The sequence below is a fragment of the Nitrospiraceae bacterium genome (assembly GCA_020632595.1).
GTDB lineage: Bacteria > Nitrospirota > Nitrospiria > Nitrospirales > UBA8639 > Nitrospira_E.
This window is the reverse complement of sequence record JACKFF010000028.1, coordinates 1-18,616: the sequence shown is the minus strand read 5'-3', so window position 1 is coordinate 18,616 and position 18,616 is coordinate 1. Positions and strand designations below refer to the sequence as shown.

At 52.8% G+C, this 18,616-nt stretch carries 10 protein-coding genes and 1 pseudogene; 10 read left to right on the top strand and 1 reads right to left on the bottom strand.

The window, feature by feature from the left end; all coding sequences use genetic code 11:
* Nucleotides 1–221 precede the first annotated feature (221 nt).
* The 4 genes from H6750_21135 (at nt 222) to H6750_21120 (ending at nt 2,045) form a co-directional block, all read left to right on the top strand.
* Complete coding sequence (locus tag H6750_21135; protein MCB9776818.1) at nt 222–476, top strand: type II toxin-antitoxin system ParD family antitoxin; 255 nt, start codon at nt 222–224, stop codon at nt 474–476.
* Entirely contained in the window at nt 463–753 is a 291-nt protein-coding gene (locus H6750_21130; protein ID MCB9776817.1) for a type II toxin-antitoxin system RelE/ParE family toxin, read from the top strand. Before H6750_21135 ends, H6750_21130 begins: the two co-directional genes overlap by 14 nt.
* Before the next feature lie 431 nt (nt 754–1,184).
* On the top strand, nt 1,185–1,541 hold the full coding sequence (locus tag H6750_21125) for a hypothetical protein (protein MCB9776816.1): 357 nt from the start codon (nt 1,185–1,187) through the stop codon (nt 1,539–1,541).
* 315 nt (nt 1,542–1,856) lie between these two features.
* Nucleotides 1,857–2,045 carry a hypothetical protein gene (locus H6750_21120; protein MCB9776815.1) on the top strand — a complete coding sequence of 63 codons (189 nt, stop codon included), beginning with the start codon at nt 1,857–1,859 and terminating at the stop codon, nt 2,043–2,045.
* A gap of 232 nt (nt 2,046–2,277) precedes the next feature.
* Here H6750_21120 and H6750_21115 read toward each other — a convergent pair whose 3' ends face one another.
* Nucleotides 2,278–3,636, bottom strand: a complete 1,359-nt coding sequence (locus tag H6750_21115; protein ID MCB9776814.1) for a TolC family protein — start codon at nt 3,634–3,636, stop codon at nt 2,278–2,280.
* A gap of 356 nt (nt 3,637–3,992) precedes the next feature.
* Here H6750_21115 and H6750_21110 point away from each other — a divergent pair, with 356 nt between their 5' ends.
* The 6 genes and pseudogenes from H6750_21110 to H6750_21085 all read left to right on the top strand — a co-directional run bounded on the left by H6750_21110 (nt 3,993) and on the right by H6750_21085 (nt 18,483).
* Nucleotides 3,993–4,610, top strand: a complete 618-nt coding sequence (locus tag H6750_21110) for a response regulator transcription factor (GenBank protein ID MCB9776813.1) — start codon at nt 3,993–3,995, stop codon at nt 4,608–4,610.
* Nucleotides 4,611–5,029: 419 nt separating this feature from the next.
* Entirely contained in the window at nt 5,030–5,665 is a 636-nt protein-coding gene (locus H6750_21105) for a toxin-activating lysine-acyltransferase (GenBank protein ID MCB9776812.1), read from the top strand.
* 80 nt (nt 5,666–5,745) lie between these two features.
* A complete protein-coding gene (locus H6750_21100) occupies nt 5,746–6,444 on the top strand; it encodes a hypothetical protein (GenBank protein ID MCB9776811.1) in 699 nt (232 codons plus the stop codon).
* Between the two features lie 46 nt (nt 6,445–6,490).
* Complete coding sequence (locus tag H6750_21095) at nt 6,491–15,436, top strand: hypothetical protein (GenBank protein ID MCB9776810.1); 8,946 nt, start codon at nt 6,491–6,493, stop codon at nt 15,434–15,436.
* A 15-nt stretch (nt 15,437–15,451) separates the two neighbouring features.
* Nucleotides 15,452–17,183: pseudogene (locus H6750_21090) on the top strand (type I secretion system permease/ATPase).
* Nucleotides 17,164–18,483: an HlyD family type I secretion periplasmic adaptor subunit gene (locus H6750_21085; GenBank protein MCB9776809.1), complete on the top strand. Its 1,320-nt coding sequence runs from the start codon at nt 17,164–17,166 to the stop codon at nt 18,481–18,483. The pseudogene H6750_21090 and the gene H6750_21085 overlap by 20 nt, the downstream one beginning before the upstream one ends.
* Nucleotides 18,484–18,616 lie beyond the last annotated feature (133 nt).

Genomic DNA, 18,616 nt, shown 5'->3' with positions numbered 1-18,616 from the left:
GATTCTTGGTTTATTTCTAACTCTGTCTTTCTCTGCCTGGTTCATATTTACACCTCTTTTTTTATGCACTTGATCTATGGCGAATGCTAGATATCAGTAAAGCAAAATAGCCCTTTCCCCTCAGAGTGTAGTGAGACCATAGACAAACCTCCACTTTCAAGTGGTGTGTTTATGGTGTAATATGACACCGTCAGTTTTTAAACTGAGGAGGAGGATTACGTATGCCACGTCAAACGATTTCATTTACCGACCCCAATAGTGAGTGGTTAAAAAGGGTGGTGGATATTGAAGGGGAGTATAAAAGCAATAGTGAAGCGGTGAATGCCTTAATTCGGAAGGCTCGTGAGGAAGAGCAAGAAATTGCAGGGCTTCGCGCCAAGCTCACCCAAGCCGAACAAAGCGGGAGGAGTACCGCCAGGCCAAAAGAAATCAAAGAGCGAGTGTTAAAGAGAAAGCGGCAGAATGCCAAGGTATGAGTTATCGAAGGAGGCCGAGCGCGATTTAGAAAATATTCTCAGCTTTGGGATTGATGCCTTTGGCTTTGATCAGGCGATCCGATATTACGATGGGCTAGAACAGCATTTTGAACAACTCGCTGAACAGCCCTATTTATATGCTGCCGTTGATTATATTCGGGAAGGGTATCGTCGGAGTGTGTATGGGGTCCATGCAGTGTATTACCGATTGATTGATCATGGCATTGAGATCATGGCCGTCATTGGCAAACAGGAATTCTCAGCAAGAAAGAATTAACACCCCGCCGAAAGAGGGACAATACATTTTCAATGTATACTGATTGAGGGGAGGGTTGTGTGGCATATTCAGCCAAGAAAATCTCTGGTGAGACTCCCTTGGCTTGTAATCCGTTTGGCATAATCAAGCCCCTTGCGCTAATCCACTCCAAAGTACATCGCGGTGTTGCCGATGCTCTTGTGTTCTAAGAGGTGCGGCAAGCTGCGAAGGTTTGCATCTGGTCGTATATGAGGACAGATTTAGGGCGATGGATGGATTGGGTACTGTGCCGTTTTGGATTCAGTCTGGCCAGTTCCGTCCACTGTTTGACCAGATTGGCAGATGGCGTACAGCTGAGATGCCTATCTCCTTTCCGGTTTCCGCTACTTGTCCATACATAATTCGATCTAGGTTTACCGCTGCACAGTAAACAATCTGCGAGGCCTTCCTTTGTGGCCAACCCGAATGTCGACCCGACCACCCCGTTGAGTGAAAGAACAGCCGGGTTCCTGGTGTTTGAATACGATATAGAACGCATCCTCCTAGAGAACAACGAAACCGGGAAGGGGCTCTATGAATTCTTCCAGTTGGTGTTTGGCTATATGTACAAGGAGTTGCTGAGGGTGTCGCTCTTTGAAGGGGTCGATCCCTTGGTGCTGGATCTGGATGGGGATGGGCTGGAGCTGACGGCCCGCACGAATCTCTCGCCCGTGTTCGATCTGGACGGCGATGGCTTTGCCGAACAGACCGGATGGGTGCGGCCCGATGACGGCCTGAAGATTTGGAAGCTTCAAGGGCTCCCTTGCTAGGAAAATCCTATTTCATAATGGGAGTGGTTCTGACCAAACCACCCGGACACTTTAGGAACTCAAAGGATATAACGCTACTACTCCTCCCGTTAAAGGAGATACAGCACAGAGAAAGGGGTTGTGGGAAAATCTTTGAGGCATGTTGCCGGCAGGTTGGTTTTCCGGATGTAAAAATCTTCGCTGATAGCACAAACAAACCCAAGTTTGATTAGGAGATTACAATGAACACTTGGAGTGAAATAAATGCAGAATGAGGTTTCTTAATCCCATTTTGATTTATTCTTTTATCGATCAAATAGAGTTTGAGGGGAAACCGTGCAAGACGACACCGTCACGGTTCAGGGTGGAAATGAACTGTTTCAGACTTCTCATTACGCTCTGAGCCAAGGCATGCTCCAGTTTGGCCGTCCCCACGAAATCGATGGGGAGTGGACACCCTTGGATTTATCCAGGCTAGGGAACAGTGGATATCATCAGAAGAGTGGCCACGAGCAGGCCAAATGATTAATGCTGTGGCCTTGGCCTGAAGGGCTCACGAAGAAGCCAAAATCCTGATGGACGCAAAACCGCCCAAAATCTATGGCTGGGCCTTCAACGGCTGGCTTGGCCTCCACAGGTGCCGTGAGAAGCGCTGGTCCGAATGAAATCGGGTCGATCCCGATAGGGTCCGGGAACATCTCGTCAATGTGGAGCAGATCGAGGGAAAGGGAAAAGAGCGCCATTTTGTCTAAAAAGATTATAATTCTGCCAGGCGGCCTTGGGCATAGGCTAGATTAATCCGGGCAACATTGAACTGGAACAGAGCCTCAATCACATTGTCTCGAGCTTTTGCGACTGCGGTTTGTGCATCGGTCACTTCGATATTGGTGGCCGCTCCTGCGGCAAAGCGCCGCCTGGCCAACTCTACTTCTTGTAAGGACAAGGCCAACCCTTCTTCGGCCTCGGTAACCTGTTCCCGGGCGGAATGCAAGGACGAAAAAGCATCCCGGACTTCCAAGGAGATTTGATACGTCACATCGAGAGTTGTAATACGTTCTTGCCGGACCAAGCTTCGACTTTCCGAGATTCGCCCTTCCCGTTGGCCGCCGTCAAAAATCGGAATGGTCAACAGCAGTTGAATATTATCATTCGTCAACATTTTTGAGACTTCATTGCCAATCAGCCCGACATCTCCCGAAGCTTGCAAAGAGGGAATGCGCTCACTGGTAACGGAGTGTAAGGTGAGGGCCGCTAGGCGTTCCTTGTGTTTTTGTCGTTGCAACTCTACCCGTTGGGTCTGTGCCACATGTAAGGCTTCCTGGAGGGATTGCTCCGGGACTGAGGTCAGTACCATTTCATCGGTCAATACCAGATCGATGTCAAATGAAAGACCGATCCCCCGAATAAGATTAAGTTTTGCGCGAGTCCAATCATTTCGCGCCACCAGCCAGCGTTGCCGTTCATTTTTGAATCGCACATGGGCGCGGTTGACATCTAGGCGCGTAGCCATGCCAGCTACCTGACGTTGAGTGGTGAGTCGAAGAAGTTCCTGATTGAGAGTCACGTCGGCCAGACGGGCATTAACCGTGGCTTGAGCCCGCAATACCTCCATGTAGATAAGGCCGACGGTGGCCATGGTTTCCAAGCGGGTCGCCTCGGCATTCATGCCAGCCACATCGACTCCAGCCCGAGCCGCTCGCCATTTGTGAAGTAAACTGAGGCTGAACAAATTTTGCGTCAGCAGGGCCCGGGCTTCATACAATCGGTCAGGATCCGCCACTACCGGATCCCGGCCAAAAGATCCGAAAAACAGCCGCCGCCGGGCCCCACTCATGCGCCCGGACAAATTGGGAAGTAATGCGCCGAGCTGCGCGTCCGCCACATCCTGAGCTTGAGTGATACGTTCCCGAAATAACTGAATCGTGGGATTTTGTTCTACCGAGGCAGCCATGGCATCTCGTAAACTCAACCGTAATATTGGAAGGGGAGGCTCTGATTCTCGGCCAAGGGTGGCTCCCCAGCTGGGTTGATCCGGAAAAAACCAACTTAACATACTGGTAATGAGTAACATCAGAAGTGGAAAAGCACGAATCTCTGCGCGAGAACCTTCAATCATAGGGAGACGCACCTCAAAAAATCATTGATAAGGCCATTCTTGATTGAGTGAAACTTACAGGGTTCGTTGAAAGAATTCAAAGCAATATTAGCCCCCATTACCACGATCTTGATGCTCAAACGATTTTCCCCCTCATTTGGGGGATGTTACCAATGAATCTGTTGGCCTCAAGATTCCTGGATCAAAAAATCAATCGGTGCGTCATTGTGGTCCATTTACACTCGATAGGAAAACGCGAACGGTTGAACATCAATTCTATTGATGTATTTCAACGAATGTGAGTTAATGTGCTGCTGAGAAGCCAGGCACCGGGATCGAACGAGGTCGGGGCCGGTCATCAAGAAAGGAGTGCGGACATGGTACGGGTGCGGCCCGCTACGTGCGCAAGAACCATTGTGGAACCGGATAGTTCACGAATCTGGGGACAGGGATGGGGAATCTCAGCCCATAAAATATTTATTTGGGACCGGGAGGGTATCTATCGGGATTGCCAATACCCCAATCCGGTCCATGGCCATTTCTTGGGAGGGAAGGCCCTTATTGGCAAAACCATTCAGGAAGTCCTGGGCCAACCGGAAGCTCAAGCCGTCCTCTCAGCCATCAACCGGACATGGGCGTCTGCCCAACCGACTGAAACTGAATGGATCTGGAAGACGCACGCTGGAACGTTCCAAACCTGTATCCGTTTCTTTCCAATTATGAATGTAGTGATGGGCCTTGTCACTGATCGTCTGGTGACCCGGCTTGAGCGGCCGCCGGGCAAACTGCTGAGGCTCGAAGAAAACAGCCAAGGATACCAAGAAGCGAACCTACGACATCTAACCCAGAGGGAACGGCAAATTGTAGCGGAAATCCGAACCGGCAAAACCAATAAAGAGGTCGCCCATACCCTTCACATTTCTCTCCGTACGGTCAAATTTCACCTTTCAAATATTTTTCATAAATTGCAGATTTCATCACGAGAGAGTTTATAGGAAGCAAGATTGATATCTCGCTGGCAGCCGGCCCCCTCATCGGACACACGTGGCAAGATTCCCGACACGCGGCCGGGCTCCGACATCCCAAAGGGGGGCGAACCCATCTTGAGGTCTCCCGGAGAGAGGGACTATTAGGTTCGTATGCTTGAATGACACGAGGGAGCTCTCTGACATGGTGGAGGAAGGAGGTTCCGGGGGCTATAGCCGGGTGGAAGGGCCGGAAACGACACTACGTAGATCCCCTCCCTGTCCTAGGGACAGGTATATTTTTTTATGGACTTTGGTACAGTTCCCCACTCGTGAGGAAAGAGGGGACGCAAGATTTTCCGGAAACAACTTAGGACCTGTTCGGTGCCAAGCGTAGACAGCGTTCCACACATCGAAATCGTGTTTGAGAAAAAGAGGAGACTCGACGCATGGATCAGATACTCTCGAAATCCCACGTTCCATCTTCATTGCCAAACTCTGACCACGTGGATACGCCACAAGACAGCGTGAACGGCGTGCAAGATCATACGGACCAGTCCAACGGGGATGGTGGTCAAACGTCCAACACGCCGGAAGCCGGTCAAAAAGCTCGGGTTGCCACAGCCACCTTTGGAGAGATCGTGGCGCTGTTGAGTTTTTCGCCCGTGTATAAGCACATGAGCCTCGCGGATTTGGAATGGCTGGTCATTCCGGCGTTGGCCACCAATCAGGTGACGACCGTGAGAGGCAAATTGAAAGATCAAAACGGATTGACTATCCCGTTGGGTATGGCTCTGTGGGCGCATGTCTCCGACGAGGTAGACAAAAAATTGGAAGCGCAACAACAAGCCAATATCCCCTTTCGCTTGGCTCCACATGAATGGAAGAGCGGGAAGATTCCCTGGCTACTCGCCGTGCTGGCCCCCAAGGACGTGGCCCAGGCCTTAGTGAAGAAACTCGAAGAGTCGGTGTTCAAAGACAAGACATATAAGCGGTTTGCGTTGCGACCAATGGAAGCGGGCCCTAAAAATGCCGCCAAAGCAAGCGAAGCAACGACTCGCCAGGGCCAAACGACAGGGGCTTGATAGTAGAGCAAAGGATACGGACTGGACCCTGCAAGGACGCGGGCATCTATAAATCAATTTCCAGGATGGAGCCACAAGGCATGAAAAAAGCAGTTCTTATTGGTGTATTGGTGTTGGTGGGGGTGTCGGTGGCCTATTGTCAACATTTTTGGTTTCCCTACACCTGGCATCAGAAGATGACCATTGAAGTGGAAGTCGATGGCCAGGTCTTGACGGGTGCCAGTGTGATGAAGGTGAGTTGGCGCAAAAATGATCCGATCGGCGCAGCGAATGGGCCAGAGTGGCTTGGAGGGATACGCGGGGAAGCTCCCTATGTGGAGATTCCAGGACGCGGAGTACTCTTTGGATTAATAAGCGTTGCAGGACATTCATCGTATGCTGCTGATGTGGCCACGCAGATGATGACCGGCCAAAAGGGGTGGGCGCGTGGCCCACAGGAATTTTCATTAGTCCAAGCCGCAAAGGGACAAACGTTGACCATTCCTCTTGATCGGTATCCCCTCTTGGTGACCTTCACGGATCTCACCGATCCGACGACGGTCAAGGTGGTGGATCCGGATAACTTGGCGGCCACGTTTGGGCCAGGCATTGAGCTTAAACGCATCACCTTGGAAATTACCGACGAGCCGGTGACCGAGGGAAAGATTGAGCAGGTGTTGGGATGGTGGCTGGCACAAGGAACGGATCGACGAGATCCTCCTCCTTTTCATGTGCCTAATAACAGTCCACGAGGTTACGAGACTATTGGCATCACCAAGTTTATTATGAAAAGTCATTGAAAGATACGTCTCAGAAATGAGTTAAAGGTAAAAAGGAGAAAGTGAAATGAGCATTTCACAAGAACTCATGTATGCGATTTTATCCATGGATTCCTATAACCGTGGGTATAATACGGGAATTGCAGGTTTGTCAGAGGCATCCGATGGAAGTGTCCAGATCGGAACCGCAACAGTTTCCTATAATCTTGAGGATGCTCAACTTTCCAATGCAGCCCAAGCCGCCGGCTTCTACGCGGTGGCGTATCAGTGGAATGGGGACACCATCATCTCGTACCGGGGAACCGATAACAATTTCAGTATACCTTGGACAGATGATCCGGAAGGAGGGAGTGACCTTTGGAATGGCTATGGCACCGGTGCTGGGGCGCCCATTACTGAACAAGCAAAGCTGGCGGCCGAATTCTTTCAGGCGGTGACCGGAACGGCAAATGGTAATCCGAGCACGGCGGGATTGGCGACCTTGATCGGTCATTCGTTGGGTGGGGGGCTGGCTGGTTTTATTGGGGCGTTATATAAACAAAATGCCTTCCTATTCGACAATATGCCCTTTGAGCTCGCAGCCAACAGTGCTTATACCCATGCCAATTCTGGCGATTCAGTTTGGCAGCCGCTTGTTAATGATTTGTACAACGGGTTCAATCCGTGGGCTCCGACCATTTCAGACAACTTAAAGACCTATTATGTTCCAGGGGAGTTTCTCGAATTGTTTAGACTCCTTCAAAATACGGAACAGTCCTCCGTTAGCTCCAACGGGACAATTGCTAATCTTCTCACATTTTTAAACCCATTTACCCAGCTCCATTCGCAAGCGCTCCTTGTGACGTTAATGTATGCGGATCAAAGCGTGCCGACCAACGATTGGGTTTCCATTGTAGAACCGATCATGAGGGCCTTTTTTAATGAGGAAGTGAGTCAGCAGGCCATTCAATCCACTGCTTCTCTTCACGATGCGGATGATGTGAAATCGGCCATTGCCTATTCAGCCTTGGAAAAGGATGCGCAGGGAAATGGCACCCTGGTCTTTGGGAATACGGGCATTCGAGCCTTGTTTGAGGATGCGAACGCAGTGGGTAAGGCTATAACCGAAGGCAAAGCGCCAACTGGGTTTTCGGATACAGCCCCCCATTTGGCGGAAGCCATCGTCCAGTTTGGAGGGCAAATGGCCCTCAACCACGTCGATTACACCCAACACACGGATAAAAAACCCGAGGAGGGATTTTTAACCGTGTATGAGAATGATCGATTGTTAAGAGCCGATCTGACCAAAGGGCTGTGGAACGTAGGAGGGATAGATCCGAACAAGCCAGTGGAGGTGGTTGGCATTCAGTCCATGCTGGATCCCTTCTTCGCCACCGATCCGGCGGCAGCCGTGTTACTGGCCAGCATGCAGCGGTTGTACGGGGATGCGACGACGGATAATTCCTCCGTCATCAACCGGATTGATTTTGCCTTGGGGACGGGGGCGTTAGATGTGACCCTGAGCGAACCCGAGCCCAATGCGGAGACGTCCAATCCCAGCAGGACCGGCTTGTTCGTGGGATTGGGTACCAACGATCAAGTGAAGGGCAACAAAGATAATAATATGCTGTTGGGTCGTGATGGGATTGATCGGCTGTATGGCCAAGAGGGCAAGGATATTTTGCTAGGGGGGGCGGGCGACGACATCCTCGTTGGGGGGAGCGGCGACGATGTGCTGCACGGCGGGGAACATATGACGATTTACCCGGCCGATGGCACCGACACGGCGGACTATTCGCAGGGCGATCATGGAGCACCGACGCCAGGCGCCATCACCGTCCGCTTGGATCTGGGGTCCGGCGCGGCGATTTTGGATAAGCATCCCGTGTGGATCGAGAATGACGGGTATGGTAGCAAGGATTATTTATATTCCATCGAGAGGATTGTCGGTACGGTTCAGAACGATACCGTCGTCATCAACGGCAGCAATAGCGTCCTTCAGGCTGCCAGTTATGCGTGGACCGGTGGCACACTCGAAATCGATGGTGGGGCTGGAGAGGATACCCTGGACTTTTCCCAATTTACGGGGTCCCTGCAGATTCCCAGTTTGGTTAATGGGGCGGGGCAAGCCGGGGATGTGTCGTTTAAGAATTTTGAAACGGTGATAGATACGGAGAGCGCTGGGCAGGTCGGCTCAGGGAGCGGCTCCGGGGTGTCTCTGTTGCAAGGTTTTTGGAATTATATCGCCGGGGTCCAGACGATTTACGGTAACGGCGGGGATGATACGCTCGTCGTGGGGCCGGATGGAGAACTGATCGATGGGGGCTCGGGCGATGACGTGCTGGTGGCCATTCAAGCCAGCGATGCCACGCTGGATGGCAGTAGCGGGGATGATATCATTCTGTCGTTTGGGGGAGCCGACAATGACCTCTTTGGGGGTGCTGGTAACGACACCCTCTTTTCCCTGACGCCGGGCACCCGCATGACCGGCGGAGTGGGTGCGGACACGTTTTACTTTTCCAACCATACCTTGATTGAAGATGCCACACCCGAGGACCATATCAAAGCCTTTGGTTTAGACCTGTGGGGCGGACAACGGTGGGAAGCATCCGAAGATCCCTGGGCCTACGGGGCCTTTTTGTTTCGCTACGGGATGAATGCCCAAGGCGACTTAGTCATTGAGAGCGCGTTTGGCAAGAGTCTCGGTTGGGGCGCCACGTTTGTGACCAATGCCGACGTGGGGCCGGAGACGCCCCTGAGCGGCCGCACGGCGGGGCTCCTGGTGTTCGAATACGACATGGAGCGCATCCTGCTGGTGAACAATGATACCGGCAAGGGGCTCTATGAATTTTTCCAGTTGGTGTTTGGCTATATGTACAAGGCGCTGCTGGGGGTGTCGCTTTTTGAAGGGGTCGATCCTTTGGTGCTGGATCTGGATGGGGATGGGCTGGAGCTGACGGCCCGCACGCCTCTCTCGCCCGTGTTCGATCTGGATGGCGATGGCTTTGCCGAACAGACGGGGTGGGTGCGGCCGGACGATGGGTTATTGGTGTTCGATCAGAACGCCAACGGGCAGATCGATGACATCGGCGAGCTGTTTGGGAACCCCAGCACCTCGGGGTTTGCGGAGCTGGCCACGCATGATGGCAATGCGGATGGGGTGATAAACGTGCAGGACGCGATCTTTGCCGACCTGCGGGTGTGGCAGGATCTGAACCAGAACGCCACGGTGGATGCAGGCGAACTCTCCACGCTGGCGGAGTTGGGCATTGCCTCCCTGTCGCTCACGGCCACGCCGAGCGGGGTGGATAACACGACCAATCTGGTGGCGGAAACGGGTAGTTTTACGCGGACCGACGGAACGACGAGAGAGCTGGCCGATGTGAAATTCCGGATCAATAATTATGATTCGGCCTGCCTGGGGGATGCCACGGTCGATCCATCAGTCGCTTCTTTACCCAATTTGAAAGGCCATGGGACTTTGGCCGACCTCCATGTGGCCATGACTCTGGATACGACGGGTGCTCTTCAAAGTACGTTGAATACGGTGCTGCCGACCTTGAACGTGGTGGACCTGGCCACGCTCCGGGAACGGGTGCTGCCGGTACTGGAAGCCTGGGCGGACGTGGATTTGGGTTCGACGGCCACCATCGCTCCGGTCAGGCCGGATGTGCATGCCTTTGTGAATCGTACCGCCGAGGGCACCGAGATCGTGGACTTTGCCGTGCAAGATCCGTCCGGCGACTGGTATTTGGCTAGTGGGAAAATTGTGAAGGATGGCAATGGGGTAACGATTCCCGATCCGACTTTGGCTGAGATTTTGGCCTTCAGTCCTGGAGAGGAAGGGGAATGGGAAGTCATTCAAGGGAAGCAAATTTCGTTTCTGGAACGGTTCATGGGTGAGGCCATTCCGGTGGATCAGGTGGCCGAAGGCAACCTTGCGGCGATTGCGGCGTTTGAAGGGCTGTTGGAATTGTTGGTGACCCGCATGGATGCGTTGGCTGTGCGTCTGGCGGCCCAGGGTCCGCTCCAATCGTATTTTGCCGGAGTAGAATATGATCTGGAAGTCGATGCCCTGCATGCCACCACCAACCGGGATTTGGTGCCGATGTTCGAGTCGGTGTTCTCGGCGGCACCGGCTACAGCCCAAGGCACCTTGGATTGGCTGGTGTCTTGGAATGAAATTTTCGATGTGGTGTTTGAAAATTTCAAGCGGTTTGGGGGAGATCATTTGCAAAATACGCATTCCTTTCTGTTTACCAACATCGTGGCGGCCTATGAAAACGTCGGCTTGGCGATCGATCTTGAGACGGCGGCCGTTACCCTTGGCGTGCCGGAGGAGTTGCTTGCCATCGGGGCTGGTGAAGTGGTGGGCGATAACGGGGTGAATCTGTTCTACCTGGGGGCCGGGGATCAAGTCCTGAAAGGCGAAAGCGGGCATGATGTCTACGTGGTGGGCCGGGATTTTGGCCAGGATGTGATTGATGATTTTGAACCTCTTCTGACAGAGAATTATCAAGATATCGTGCGGTTTGCCCATTATAACCCGGAAGATTTGGTCTTCACCCGAGACGGCATCGACTTGGTCATGACCCTGGCAGGGACGTCGCATGAACTTCGGATTCTTGACCAATTTATCGGAGAGAAGCCGGATTTATTTGGCACCAATCTCAATCCGGATCGCGGGATTAATGAAATCGTATTTGCCGATGGCACGGTCTGGCGGTCCATCGACATCGCCGAGGCGGTTTCTCGTCCTTTGACCGGGGATCAAACGATTACCGGAACCTGGGAAATGGATTTTCTGGATGGTGCCGGGGGGAACGACACGTTGTCCGGTGGCGATGGCGGAGACGTGTATTTTTTCGATGTTGGATATGGTGACGATCTGGCTATCGATCAACAAACGTATCTCTTGTTGGATGATCCGGACTTTTTGGTGTTTGGCCAGGGACTCACCCAAGAAGATATTTCTTTCTCCCGAGTCGGGGATTCCACCACGATTACCATGACGATCGATGCGACCGACGATACCTTTACGATTCAGGAATTTGCCGAGGCCACCTATACCGGTACTCTGGGGGTGCAATGGTTCAATCGTCTCGAGGTCCTGATATTTTCCGACGGGACGTTTTTGCAATGGTCGGACGTGTTGGGGCAAATGGTTGCCGAACAGAAAACGGATGGTGACGATACGATCTACGGGTTTTCGTTTGAAGATGTGTTGGACGGCGGTCTGGGGACCGATCTCTTGTCGGGAGGCGATGAAAACGATACCTATATTTACGATGTGGGCTATGGTCACGACACCATTCAGGAACATCTTACCCACATTTTGTCGGGACAAATCGACACGGTGAAGTTTGGAGCCGGGGTGGATTTGGAGGCGGTGACGTTTACCCGGAATGGCAACTCGAATGATTTGGTGATGACCCTGTCGTCCTCGGATTCTCTCACGATTCTTAAGCAGTTTGAGGCGGCGTACACGGGGCCCTTTGGCACCCAATGGATGGAGCGGATCGAGTTGTTTGAATTTTTGGTGAATGGCAGCGTGGTGACCCTAACCGCCGAGGACGTGATGGCGATGGTTCTCACGGACATGTCCACCGCGGGTGATGATGTCATCTATGGGTTCTCCCGGCAGGATGTGTTGGATGGGGGCGCCGGCAATGATTATTTATCCGGTGGCAATGAAAACGATGTGTATACCTTTGGATTGGGCTATGGGCATGACACGATTGAGGATGCACAGGCCACGCTTCTGGGCGGAAGTATCGATCGGGTAGTCTTCACAGGCAGTTTGACTCCGCAGGATATCACCTTGGTGCGAAACGGTGTCGATTTGGACATCAATCTGGCCGATGGGTCCAGTCTCACGATCAAGAACATGTTTGCTGACAGTCAGATGGTGGAATTCAACGCCAACCGCATCGAAGAGTTTTATTTTGAAGGATCGTCCCAACTGCTTACGAATCAGGACATGATGTTGCGGTTGATCGCCGAGGCGCAAACCAGTGGGAACGATACCATTGTCGGATTTAAGTGGGGTGACCAGCTTGAGGGTGGACCAGGCAACGACAGACTGGAAGGAAGTTTTGGCGGGGATACCTATGTGTTTGGTCAGGGCGACGGACAGGATGTGGCGTACGATTACGATAATTTGAGCTTCGATGTGGTCGAATTTGACTCGGATGTACTGCCCGGTGAGGTTGTGGTCGAGCGAGGGACCGGCATCAACGATGTTCGGTTGCGAATCGTGGACTCAGGGGACAGTCTCACCCTGGAAAATCAAAATTTTTCGCCTGTCATTGGCGCGCCGCTCAGCCAAATCGAAGAAGTCCGATTCGATAATGGAACCGTATGGACCCCCAATACGCTACGTAGCATGCTCCTGCAAGGTGAAATGACTTCGGGGGATGACCTCATAAGAGGTTTTTACACCGCGGATGTGTTGGACGGGGGTGCTGGAAATGATCGGTTAGAGGGCGGTGTCGGCGGGGATACGTATCTGTTTGACCGGGGATCGGGTCATGATGTCGTTTTTGACGATAATACCAGTCTCTTCTCCCACGACCCCGACACCATTCAATTCGGCGGGACGTTGATTTTGGCCGATTTGACCCTGACCCAAATCGGAGACGATCTCCGTCTGGAAATTCAAGACACAGGGGAATCGCTCACCATCGAGGATCAATTCCTTTCCGATGCCCGTCTGGTCGAACGGTTTGTCTTTTCCGGTGGGCAGGTGTATTCATCGGACGATATTGAAGCCCTCTTGTCGACGGGTTCGGGCAATCAGTATCCGGGTACCAGCGGACCGGATAATCTCGTGGGAACGGAGGACCCGGATGTGTTTCTCTCCAGTGCGGGTGATGACATTCTGGATGGAACGGGCGGGGGCGATACCTATTATTATGTCAGCGGAGATGGCAACGATGAAATCGTCGACACGGGGACAAACGGGGTCATCGTGGATACCCTGGAGCTGACCGATCTGCTTCGTTCACAAGTTACGATGACGCGTACCCTTCAAGATGTCTTGATTACCGATAACGTCACCCAACAGGTGGTGCGGATCACCGGACAATTTACCACTACCGGTAAGGGGATCGAACGGCTGATCTTTGCCGACGCAGAGGAATGGAATCGCCAAGCGATTTACGCCAATGTCATCGAATATGTGGGGGCGCTGAATGGGACTTCGGGGAATGATACGCTCAACGGTACTACGGCGACGGATGTTCTGGTGGGGCGTACCGGGAATGACACCCTTTCGGGAAAAGATGGGTCGGACAGGTATGTGTTTACGCGCGGCGACGGACAGGACCTCATTGACGACAACGGCGTAGGCGACACCGACGTGCTCGAGCTGCATGGGTATACGCCGGGGGAGGTGGTGGTGGGCCGGACCGGGACCACCGCGACGGTGGTGCTGACGTTTACCGGGACGACGGATCAAATGACCATCGTGAACGAAATCAGCAACCTGACTGATACCATTGAGCAGGTGGTCTTTGACGACGGCACGATTTGGACGGACACGTACCTGGCGACGCGGCTGCTGACGGAGGCGGCGACGGCGGGCAACGATGCCATCACCGGGTTTACGTCCAACGACACGTTGGCGGGGGGCCTGGGGAACGATTCGCTGTTTGGCATGGACGGGTCGGACAGGTATGTGTTTACGCGCGGCGACGGACAGGACCTCATTGACGACAACGGCGTAGGCGACACCGACGTGCTCGAGCTGCATGGGTATACGCCGGGGGAGGTGGTGGTGGGCCGGACCGGGACGACCGCGACGGTGGTGCTGACGTTTACCGGGACGACGGATCAAATGACCATCGTGAACGAAATCAGCAACCTGACTGATACCATTGAGCAGGTGGTCTTTGACGACGGCACGATTTGGACGGACACGTACCTGGCGACGCGGCTGCTGACGGAGGCGGCGACGGCGGGCAACGATGCCATCACCGGGTTTACGTCCAACGACACGTTGGCGGGGGGCCTGGGGAACGATTCGCTGTTTGGCATGGACGGGTCGGACAGGTATGTGTTTACGCGCGGCGACGGACAGGACCTCATTGACGACAACGGCGTAGGCGACACCGACGTGCTCGAGCTGCATGGGTATACGCCGGGGGAGGTGGTGGTGGGCCGGACCGGGACGACCGCGACGGTGGTGCTGACGTTTACCGGGACGACGGATCAAATGACCATCGTGAACGAAATCAGCAACCTGACTGATACCATTGAGCAGGTGGTCTTTGACGACGGCACGATTTGGACGGACACGTACCTGGCGACGCGGCTGCTGACGGAGGCGGCGACGGCGGGCAACGATGCCATCACCGGGTTTACGTCCAACGACACGTTGGCGGGGGGCCTGGGGAACGATTCGCTGTTTGGCATGGACGGGTCGGACAGGTATGTGTTTACGCGCGGCGACGGACAGGACCTCATTGACGACAACGGCGTAGGCGACACCGACGTGCTCGAGCTGCATGGGTATACGCCGGGGGAGGTAGCTTTGGGTGGAGATCCCAACGTCAAAACGGTGGTACTCAATTTTGCCGGGACGACAGATCAAATGACCATCGTGAACGAAATTAATCATTTGAATGATTCCATTGAACAAATCGTCTTTGACGACGGTACGGTTTGGACTGAATTGGCTCTGAGATCTCGCGTGATCACTGGAACCTCCAATGGTGAGAGCCTCACTGGAACGGCAAACGCGGACCTCTTGACTGGCTTGGGCGGAGCGGATGTATTAACCGGCGGAGCGGGGCCTGACACATTTGTGTTCCGTGGGACCTCGGTTGGTCATGACAGAATTACGGATTTTCATGCCGGAGCCGGGTTCGGCGATCGAATTGAAACAGATGCATTTGATTCATTTAACGAAATTCTCGCGGCCCTATCACAAAATGGCGCCGACGCCGTGATTACCATAAACGCCAATAATTCCATTACGCTTGAGAATGTTTTGACTTCGGATCTGCATCAAGACGATTTTCGTTTTGTGTGATTGTGAAAAATGAACATGATAGGTCTGAGCAGTATGCCTGGGGCTTCTCCGGTCGTGGGAATTTTGTCTCTCCGAAAAACCACTTTAGTGGTTGTCGGTCTCATCAGCCTCGTCATCAATCTGCTGATGCTGACAGGCCCCCTTTTCATGCTTCAAATTTACGATCGGGTGTTGACCAGCCGGAGTATTCCCACGCTGGTGGTCCTATCGGGATTAGTGGTCGGACTCTACCTCTTTTTCGGATTGCTCGAAGGTATCCGAGCCCGAAGCTTGGCTCGGGTCTCAGCCTGGGTGGATTCACGTCTGTCTGCTGACAGCTTGCAAGCGAATGTCGGGCTGTCCCTTCAACTCGGGAGCCACTTCCGTGATCGTGATCTGATCAGGGATCTTGATACCGTCCGACAATTTCTCTCCGGTCCCGGCCCCTCAGCTATTTTTGACGTGCCGTGGATGCCTGTCTATCTGGCTATCATCTTTCTCTTTCACTCCTATCTTGGGTGGTTGGCTCTTGCCGGGGCAGTGATCATTTCCATACTGATCGGCTTAAACGAAGTGATGGCCCGCCAACCTGTTCGAAATGTGACAGCCTTTGTGGCTCGGCGGGCCGCCATGGTCCAGGCTACGCGCCGCAATGCGGAAGTGCTGACGGCGATGGGTATGGTAGAGACGTTTACCAAGCGGTGGAACGACCACAATGCGGAGTATCTCACCGTTCAACGAGAGGCTCTTGACCGAGCTACCTATTTTTCTACCGCAATCAAATCCTTCAGGTTTCTTCTTCAATCCGGGGTTCTTGGGGTTGGGGCGTGGTTAGTGATCCAACAAGAACTCTCTCCGGGGGTGATGATTGCCTCTTCCATCATTACCTCTCGAGAGTTGGCGCCGGCTGAACAGGCGGTGGCCCATTGGAAGGATTTGTGGCTGCCCGCCAGGCCGCTAAGGGACTGTCAGAGGCCTTTCGTATACATGTCCCCAGACTCCGGCAATGCAACTTCCGCCACCCTGTCGATCACTGGATGTGGAGGACATGGCCGTTGCCGTGCCAGGTGAACGGTCCGTGGTGGTGCAAGGAATCAATTTCCATTTGGAGGCCGGGGATGGGCTCGGGATTATCGGTCCATCGGGATCGGGAAAGACCTCCTTGATTCGTGGTCTTGTCGGTGTGTGGGCACCGGTAAAAGGGTCAGTGAGACTTGATGGCGCGGAACTCAAGCAATGGGATCGGGCGCTGTTAGGGAAGTCCATTGGATATTTGCCTCAAGATGTAGAGTTATTTGATGGAACGGTAGCCGAAAATATTTCTCGCTTTGATCCCAATCCGGTCTCTGAAGACATTCTCATTGCCGCCCGATTGGCGAATCTTCATGACATTTTGACCGGATTGCCCAAAGGGTATGACACCGTCATCGGGGAAAGTGGAAACCGTCTTTCAGCCGGATTATGCCAGCGGATCGGGCTGGCCCGTGCTTTGTATGGGGCACCCTTTTTACTCGTTTTAGACGAACCTAACTCTAACCTTGATGCCGAGGGCGATGTGGCTCTCCGAGAAGCTATTCGGACTATGCGAAATCGAGGCAGTATTGTCATCGTTGTTGCGCATCGCCCAAGTGCCATTGAGTCGCTTGATCATGTTCTCTTTATGCAAAATGGACACCAAGGCCGTTTTGGGAAAAAAGCCGAGGTTTTGGCTCAGGTCTTAAGCTCATCGAACGAGCCGGGAGTTTTACATGCCGGAAATTTCGACTGACACGGAACACCAAATCATTCGAAGTCTTCATCGACATTTAGCCGGGGGGATGGCGATTATTTTCGTCTTGGTCGGCGGTATTGGTGGATGGGCAGCCGTTCAAGAAATCAGTGGGGCAGTCATCGCTCCGGGTCTCATTGTGGTCGAAACTAAAGCCAAGCGCGTTCAACATCAGGAAGGCGGCATCGTGAAGGAAATTTTGGTTCGGGATGGTGATATAGTTCAAGCTGGCGATTTACTTGTGAAGTTAGACGATACGGTGGTGAATGCCAATTTGGCCATGATAACCAGTGAGATGGGGGAATTGGCTGCACAGGAAGTCCGGTTGATTGCCGAACGAGATGGTGCTGTCCTCATGCAATATCCGACGGATCTTTTGGAGCGCAGCAAACGTGAAACCTTCGTGGCCAGTAGTCTTTCGGATCAACGAGCATTACGAGATACCCGGCGCTCAACTCTTCAGGGAAAAAAATCTCAATTGGAAGAGCAGATCGCGCAGATCCAAGACCAAATTCGAGGGTTGGGTGTACAGCAAAATGCCAAAACTGAAAGCATTCGGCTGACAGAAGAGCGGCTTGAAGCCTTGGAACCTCTTCTTCCACAAGGGTTAGTCATGGCGAGTGAAATTACGGCTTTCAAACGGGATCGGGCGGACCTCTTAGGGGATCGTGGAGAATTAGAAGCCCAAATGGCCCAAGCCCATGAAACGATCAGTGAACGCCGTCTTCAAATTTTACAAATTGAAGATGAATTTCGCTCCGGCGTCTTGGAAAACTTACAATCCGTTCGTGCACGAATGGCGCAATTACAGGAAGAAAGAATTGCCGCATTGGATAAATTGCAACGAGTTGAAATCCGAGCTCCGCGAACAGGTTTTATCCATCAAATGGGTGTGCATACCATCGAAGGAGTTGTTGGAGCTGGTGAAACTCTCCTATTTATTGTGCCTCAGGAAGACGTGTTGGTTGTCGAGGCGCAAGTTCAACCAACGGACGTGGACCAAGTTCAACCCAGACAAATTGCTGTGGTTCGTTTCCCGGCATTTAATCAGCGAACCACTCCTGAATTAACGGCCAATGTGGCCACAATTTCTGCCGATCTGACCCGTGATGAGCTGACGGGTGGAACCTATTATGTGGCACGATTGATTATTGAGGAAGAGGAACTTGGTAAATTACAAGAAAAGAAACTGATTCCTGGTATGCCTGTCGAAGCATTTATCCAAACAGGGGATCGAACGATTCTTTCTTATCTCGTGAAACCCATCACCGACCATTTAGCTCATGCATTTACAGAGTAAATTAGGTGAATGCAATGGTGGACTACCCGCTTTCTATTCCTGACGGTAGAGATTCAAGGTGTTGAAATCCCTGCAAACACCTCTCTCGGAGATGTCTAGAAAATTGATTAAATCATGTTCATTTGATCTGGCA